Genomic DNA, 5,740 nt, shown 5'->3' with positions numbered 1-5,740 from the left:
CGCCGCCCTCGCGGCCGCCGCCGTGCCCGTCTCTGCCGCCGTCCCCGCCGCCGGGGTCCAGGCCGTCCGCCGGGAGCCGACGGCCATCGACCCCACGGGCCTGGCCGGGAACGACGAAGCGGGTTAGCGGCCGGATTGTCGACGAAGTCGGAAAGCCGCCAGTCGGACACCGAGGCTGGTCGAATTTCGAAGCCGGCCGAATATCAAGGATGGCCGAATTTCGGGAAGCCGGCCGAATTTCGAAGCCGGCCGGACATCGAAGCCGGCCGGCTTTTCGTGTTTGACGGCACCCGTGACGACAGCGAGCCGAAATTCCGCGCAACAGGATTCTCGGGGAAGTCCGCCTACTGATAACGCTGTCTCAAAATGTCGGACGCCGACTGGTGTCCCGCTGGTGCCGGCGAAGACGTCGGCCGCCCGCCACCGGCGAGCACACCGTCACTTCAGGCGACCGACGGGGCGGCTGGTCCTGCTCGGGTGTGGCGGGTGGGGCGCGGACCGTCGTACGTTCCGTGGTGCCCGGTGGGCGGGCAGTGAGGCCCCGTCATGACCGGCCCGAACGCCTCAGGAAAGATCGGCCTATTCCCTCACCTGCTGTCACATCTCCCACATCCGGAGAGGGCACTCCGGTAGCTGTATTGTTGCTACCGTACAAACAGCCGCACATCGGATTCCGATCGTGCGGATCGCCGCCGGGGCCGTCGGCCTGGCCGCGTCCATCGCCCCGCACGGGCGCGGTCTGTGGTGACCGAAGCCGTTCGCCGGGCACTGCCGCATCAAGCACGAGGGCGGTCCCCCATCGCCTCATCCTGTCGATCCGGTCCCCGACCAGGGCGGATCGCGACTCCCGTCGGAGGAACGTATTGAGCATCGGTGAGGTCCGGCTCGACGTCGTCGCCACCGCCAGCCCGCCGGCCCGGCCGGTCGAGCAGCTTCGCAAACGCTGGGTCGACCGCTTCCTCGGGTCGGACCCCGGCCTGAACCGGTTCCGGATGGCGCTGCACTGCGTCATCACGATCGGCGCGATCCTGCTGGTCGAATGGCTGTTCGTCCGGGCCACCCACGCGCTGCAGATCGACACCCACGGCGCGCAGCTGCCCGCGGCGAAGGCGGCCGCGGTGGCGGCGGCCAACCATCAGTACCAGGTCATCGCCATGATGATGGGCGCGCTGATCGGGCTGATCTCGGTCTTCGGGGTGATGGACGCCACCGCGCGGGGCCAGCTCGTGACGATGCTCCTGCTGCCGGTCCCCATGGTCCCGATGCTCGTGCTCGGCATCAGCCTGTCCGACCACCGGACGATCTCGCTGATCGTTCTCGCCGCCAGCCTGGCGGTCGGCACCTACTGCCGCCGGTTCGGCATGCGCGGCTTCATCGGCGGCATGCTGCTGTTCATGGGCGTCTTCCTGGGGTTCTTCCTGGGGGCGGGCGTGTCACTGGGTGACCTCGGCTGGCTGTGCGCCGAGCTCGGGGTGGGCCTGGCGGTGGCGATCATCATCCGCTTCGTGCTGTTCTACCCGCATCCCGCGAAGGCCCTGCAGCGGACCCAGCGCTCCTATGCCGCCCTTGCCCGCAAGGTGGCGAAGCTGGCCCTGGAGCTGTTCGAGGACCCCGAGCACACCGATCGCCAGGAGCAGCGCCTGCAGCGGCAGCTCGTCCGGCTCAACGAGGCCGCCCTGATGATCGACGCCCAGCTCGGCGATCCGGCGGCGGTGGCGGACGGCTCCTCCGGCCAGCTTCTGCACCAGCGCCTGTTCGACGTCGAGCTGGCCCTGACCAACGTCGCCCGATTCGCCCAGGCCATGGCCCGCCTCGGCCTGCCCGCCGACCAGCTCGCCCAGGTCCGCGGGGCCCTGAACGGAATCCTCGACCGCGACGCCGAGGCGGCCAACGCCCACGCCCGCGCCCTGATCGAGCTGCTGGCGGCGGTGGACCACGACCCCGATCCCCTGGCCGGCAACCGGGACCGTACCGCGGTCGTCGTCGTACACCGCTTCGCCGGATCGGTGCTGGCGCTGACCGAGGCGATGGTTCAGTGGCTCGCCCTGGGCTCGGCGAAGGCCGAAGACGGCGCGGCCACGTTCCAGCCGTCGGTGATGCTCTTCGGCGGCTGGCTGCCGGGGTCCGCGGTGCCCAGCGCCGTGGCCTCGCTGGAGCGGGGGGTCCAACCCGGTGGCAGAATCCGGCTCGCACCCCACGTTCGGGCGGCCATCCAGATGGGCGTCGCGGTCTCGGCGGCGATCGCCCTCGGCGACCTGCTGTCGGGCCGGCGGTTCTACTGGGCGGTGATCGCCGCGTTCATCACCTTCATGGGGGCGAACAACTCCGGCGAGCAGGTGCGCAAGGCGCTGTTCCGGGTGCTCGGCACGCTGGTCGGCATCGTGATCGGCTCGGTGCTCGCGCACGCGGTCGGCCACGACACGGCGCTGTCGCTCGTGGTCATCTTCGTCTCGCTGTTCCTCGGCTTCTACCTGATGCGGATCAACTACGCCTTCATGGTCGTCGGGATCACCGTGATGGTCTCCCAGCTCTACGTCCAGCTCGACGAGTTCTCCAACTCGCTGCTGCGGCTGCGGCTGGAGGAGACTGCCCTCGGCGCAGGGGTCGCCATCGTGGTCGTGATGGTGGTGTTCCCGCTGCGTTCGCGCCGGGTGCTGCGGGTCGCCCTGCGGGCCTACGTGCAGGCCGTGGCGGACCTCGTCGAGCACGCCAGCTCCCGCCTTCTCGGCGAGCCGGTCAGCGGCGACACCGCCCTGCGGGCCGACGCCCGCGCCGTCGACGCCGCCTACCAGGGCCTGGTCGCGACCGCCCAGCCCATGCGCCGCACCATGGTCGGCGGCATCGACGAGGGCGTCGGGGAGGTCATGCGCCTGGCCTCCGCGTCGCGCAGCTACAGCCGCAACCTCGTCCACGACGTCGACAGGGCCGGTCCGCTCGACCTCGGCAGCCGGCGGGAGATCAAGGGCGCGACCGCGACCCTGCACGAGTCGCTGGATGTCATCGCCGCCGCGCTGAACGGTCCCCGCGACGCGACCTACACCCGGTCGTCGGCGCTGCTCGACCGCGCCGAACGCCGCAGTGAGGAGCTGGCCGGCACAGTCCACGACGGGCAGCTCGCGATCCGCGACCTCAAGCTCATCGACGGCGCCATGGCCCGCCTCGCCGAGACGATGTCCCTGCGCATCGCCGACTACGACACCGTCGCCGTCGGCTGACCCGCGACACCGCCACACCGCCACCGCGACACCGCGACACCGCGATCCCCGGCCCGGCGGCACCGACCGCCGGGCCGGGGGCCTTCCAGCGCGACAGGCAGCTCGGCCGTGGGGAGAGGGGCCGCCTGCCGCGATCGGGGTGGGATGCGTGGGAGGGCGCCTGCATGGTTCTTCTGTAGGGTCCGGCGTCCGATTTATCCCTACGGGCGAGACAGGTGGCGCCGCTCCCATGCACACCGGCCTCCTCGCGGGGGCGGGGCGCGCCGCTGCGGGGGAGCGGCGTTGGTGCTGGTCGTCGGGCCGGGGCCGGGGCGTCGGCTCGGTGACGGTCGGCGAGGGTATCGGTCGGTTGTACGTGCACTGAAGTTTCCGTCCGTGTCGATCTCCGGCCATGTTCGGCTGACAGCGTTCCCTGCGGCGTCGACGGGACCGGCGCCGGAGGAGGACACACATGGTTGTGAACCGTCGACAGTTGATGGCCGGCGCGGGGACCGCCGGCCTCGGCTTCGCCCTGGCCGGGGCGGTGGACGCCGTCTTCGCGGGGACCGCGAACGCCGCGACGCCGAAGGCATTCCGCGGGTACGGGGAGCTCGTCGCGGATCCGAAGAAGGTCATCGATCTGCCCGCAGGTTTCCGTTACACGGTGTTCTCGCGCGCTGGCAAGGACACGCTGGACGGCGGCGGCGCGGTGCCGGGGTCGCACGACGGCATGTACGCCTTCCCCGGCGGGATCGGGCGCAGCGTGCTGGTGCGTAACCACGAGCTGTCGCCGGGAACCGACATCCCGGCGGTGCCGCACCGCGACGGCCTCGTCTACGACCCGGCCTGCCCCGGCGGGACGACGACCCTCACGGTCGCGGGCGACCGGCTGCTCGGTCACGTGCCGAGCCTCGCCGGCACCTACCGCAACTGCGCCGGCGGCGGCACGCCGTGGCGGACCTGGCTGTCCTGCGAGGAGACCGAGGCCACCCCGGCCACCGAGGCGGTGCTGACCAAGAAGCACGGCTACGTCTTCGAGGTCGACCCCTTCGGCCGGCTGCGCGACGCCGCCCCGGTGCCGCTGACGGCGTTGGGCCGTTTCCCGCACGAGGCGGTGGCGATCGACCCGCGGTCCGGCATTGTCTACCTCACCGAGGACGCGGCCAAGCCCTACGGCCTGCTCTACCGGCTGCTGCCGCGCCGCCCGCTCGGTGGCCCCGGCAGCCTGCGGGCCGGCGGGAAGCTGCAGGCGCTGTCGGTGCCCGACGTGCGTGACCTGTCCGCGGTGCGGGAGCTGTCCACCAAGCTGGCCGTCACCTGGGTGGACGTGCCCGACCCGGACGCGACCACGGTGTCGGTCCGGTCGCAGTTCGACGCCGCGAAGATCACCCGGGTACCGAAGGCCGAGGGCATCTTCTGGTCCGGGGGCACCGCGTACATCGTCTCCAGCTACGCGAAGAAGGCCGACGGCGCCGCCACCGACCACTCCGGGCAGGTCTGGCGGTTCGACCCGAAGCACTCCACCCTGGAACTCGTCCTGCGCCTGGAGCCGGGCGGCCGGTTCGACGGGCCCGACAACATCACCGTCTCGCCGCTCGGCGGGATCGTGCTCTGCGAGGACGGCGACGGCGAGAACTACCTCGTCGCCCCCTCGGCGGACGGCACCCCCTACCCGCTCGCCCGCAACGCCGGCAGCGACAGCGAGTGGGCCGGCGCCACCTTCTCCCAGGACGGCCGCTGGCTGTACGCCAACGTCCAGGGCGACGGCCTGACGGTGGCCATCACCGGGCCGTGGTGGCGGGGCTGAGCCTTCTCGACGGTGACGTGCCTTCTCGACGGTGACGTGCCTTCTCGGCGATGACGTGCCTTCTCGACGGTGACGGTGCCTTCTCGGTGGTGACGGCGCCGTTCACTGGTAGGTGATGAGGTCCGGCGGGGGCGTGAGGGCGAGCGTCTCCGCCGGACTGAACATGTTCGTGTCCTCGTCGAGGAAGAGCTTGAATCCGGTGAAGAACGGCGCCCTGGCGGCCAGCAGCGCGTACTTGTCGAGCTTGTCCTGACGGATGCCAAACCCGTCGATATGGAAGACGGTGGCGAGTTCCGGGCGGGCCGCGATGGCCGCCCGGTCGGGCAGCATCGATTCGGTGAACTGATGTATCACGAACAGCTTCTGTGGCAGATTGTGGGCGCGGGCGACGTCGGCGAGCCAGCCGGAGACCTCGTTCAGCCCGGCCGCGTCGCTGCTGCCGATCTGGCGGCCGGGGACCTGGCCCGGCCCCATCTTCCATTCCGGGTCGAGGGCGAGCCCGACGTCCGGTTCCCGTAGGAATCGTTCGTACCGGCGCGCCTGGTCCAGAAAGCGCCCGCGTCCGGGCTGCAGATCGAGGATGAGCAGCATCCGGTGCGCCCTGGCGGCGGCGAGGTACGGCTCGACCGCGGCCGGCGGCAGCGCGGAGCTGTACAGCCCGTCCGGGCCGGGTGAGGCCGACGCGACGGTCGTGATGAGCTCCATCGCCGGCTGCACCGGCCGGCCACCGGCGGCGAAG

General features: G+C 71.3%; 3 protein-coding genes. 2 read left to right on the top strand and 1 reads right to left on the bottom strand.

The window, feature by feature from the left end; translation table 11 throughout:
* The first annotated feature begins 863 nt into the window (after positions 1 to 863).
* Together ND748_RS23345 and ND748_RS23340 are read left to right on the top strand one after the other, a co-directional pair.
* The gene (locus ND748_RS23345) at positions 864 to 3,215 is read left to right on the top strand and encodes an FUSC family protein (protein WP_251748105.1); all 2,352 of its coding nucleotides are present in this window, start codon (positions 864 to 866) and stop codon (positions 3,213 to 3,215) included.
* A 451-nt stretch (positions 3,216 to 3,666) separates the two neighbouring features.
* Entirely contained in the window at positions 3,667 to 5,001 is a 1,335-nt protein-coding gene (locus ND748_RS23340) for an alkaline phosphatase PhoX (RefSeq protein ID WP_251748104.1), read from the top strand.
* Positions 5,002 to 5,103: 102 nt separating this feature from the next.
* On the opposite strand, the gene ND748_RS23335 is transcribed toward ND748_RS23340, so the two are convergent.
* Positions 5,104 to 5,740, bottom strand: a 637-nt coding sequence (locus tag ND748_RS23335) for a hypothetical protein (protein WP_251748103.1), incomplete at its 5' end; no start/stop codon positions are given.

It is taken from the genome of Frankia sp. AiPs1, from assembly GCF_023716945.1.
Lineage (GTDB): Bacteria > Actinomycetota > Actinomycetes > Frankiales > Frankiaceae > Frankia.
The sequence above is the reverse complement of the archived record's forward strand: the minus strand, read 5'-3'. Positions and strand labels throughout refer to the sequence as shown.

Coding starts and splice junctions, on each gene's coding strand:
- ND748_RS23340 (WP_251748104.1), top strand. CDS start 3,667: ATGGTTGTGAACCGTCGACAGTTGATGGCCGGCGCGGGGACCGCCGGC.